This is a genomic window from Nonomuraea basaltis, from assembly GCF_005893125.1.
Taxonomy (GTDB): Bacteria; Actinomycetota; Actinomycetes; order Streptosporangiales; family Streptosporangiaceae; genus Nonomuraea; species Nonomuraea basaltis.
Map to the genome: position 1 here is coordinate 1 of NZ_VCJS01000561.1, position 1,355 is coordinate 1,355.

Annotated in this window: 1 protein-coding gene; it reads left to right on the forward strand. The window is 63.5% G+C overall.

Features of this window, described 5'->3' with window-relative positions; all coding sequences use genetic code 11:
* Positions 1-654: 654 nt before the first annotated feature.
* Entirely contained in the window at positions 655-1,260 is a 606-nt protein-coding gene (locus EJK15_RS69380; RefSeq protein ID WP_138720935.1) for a helicase C-terminal domain-containing protein, read from the forward strand.
* The last annotated feature ends 95 nt before the right edge of the window (positions 1,261-1,355 follow it).

Here is a 1,355-nt window from a genome sequence, read left to right on the forward strand (position 1 = left end):
CAAACGCTGGATCACCCGCTGGAAAGCCGCTCTCAACGCCTTCGCCATCACCTTCGAAGGCCGCCTGAACCCGACCACCCGATAGAACTAATTCAAGATCGAGTTACACCGTTTACTGGACAGGCCCGAAGGGACATCAGTGCTTTGATGAATCATCTTGCTGAGTGATCGAGATTAGATCGTTGATCTCGATATTGACTGTCCGGTCAGTTGGGTTTCGCATTGATCTCATCTCTGATCGCTTGCGCCACGCTCGCCGACGTCGACCCGGACGAGGTGTGCCGGGGGGAAGATGGCAGGGCTACGACGGTCCGGAGGACGTGGCCTTCCGGGAGGTGCTCCGGGAGCAGTGGAACGCGGCCGTCGATGAGGAACGGATCCGCGGTGCACGGCGCCAAGGTCGTGGCGAAGCCACCTCGGTCACTGATGGATGACTCATGGGCGTCGGCCATGCCGACGCCATTAGGGGACGAGTCGCCGTTCTAGGTAAAGCGCTCTGTCAGAAGATCGCCTTGCTGGCAGGCAGGCGGAGGCGTCCGATCCCGCAAGTACCCTGATGCTTGGCTCAGCCCCGACGGTCAAGCCCTGCGACAGGAATCCCAATGGCGCGGACCACGCCGGCTGCACGCCGTCTTCACCACCCGAGCCGATTGGTTGCGCACCCGCAGCCAGCGCATCGCCGGGCGGGTATGGCCTTTCCGGCTCATCACGCCGCTCACCGGCCAGATCCGGTTGCGGATGGCCGATGGCCGCACCGAACACCTGACCACTACCGGTGACACTGGCTGGCAACTGGTTCGTCAGGCCAAGACCGGCGAACTCCATCAGGTCGGACTCAGCCGCGACACCACCCGCTCGACCAAGAACTACATCATCGCCAGCCAGATGATCGTCGAGCTCGGACACGCCGGATCAGTGCTGGTGGTGACCGGCACCCGCACCCAAGCACAGCAACTGGCCCAAGGCCTGGCCCAGGCTCTGAGTGAGCGCCCCGAGATGGGGCCGTTGGTCGACTTCGTCCGCAGCCAGCTCGGCAACGATCATCCGCTGATCCCGTGCCTGCGCAACGGCGTCGGCTTCCACCACGCCGGCCTGCCCATCGAAGTCCTGGAGGCGTTGGAAGACGCCGTGCGTGAAGACGCCCTGCCCTATCTGACCTGCACCTCGACCCTCACCGACGGGGTGAACCTGCCGGTCCGCACCGTGGTGTTGTACGACCAGAGCTATCAGAGGGCGGTTCGCGAGTTGATGTCCCTTTGATCGCTTGCGCTGCATGAGGAGGGCTGGTCACGGGCTCGTTGCCGGGCTATGGACGCGGCTGAGCGAACAATCCCGGCTCGATCTCCACGAGAATG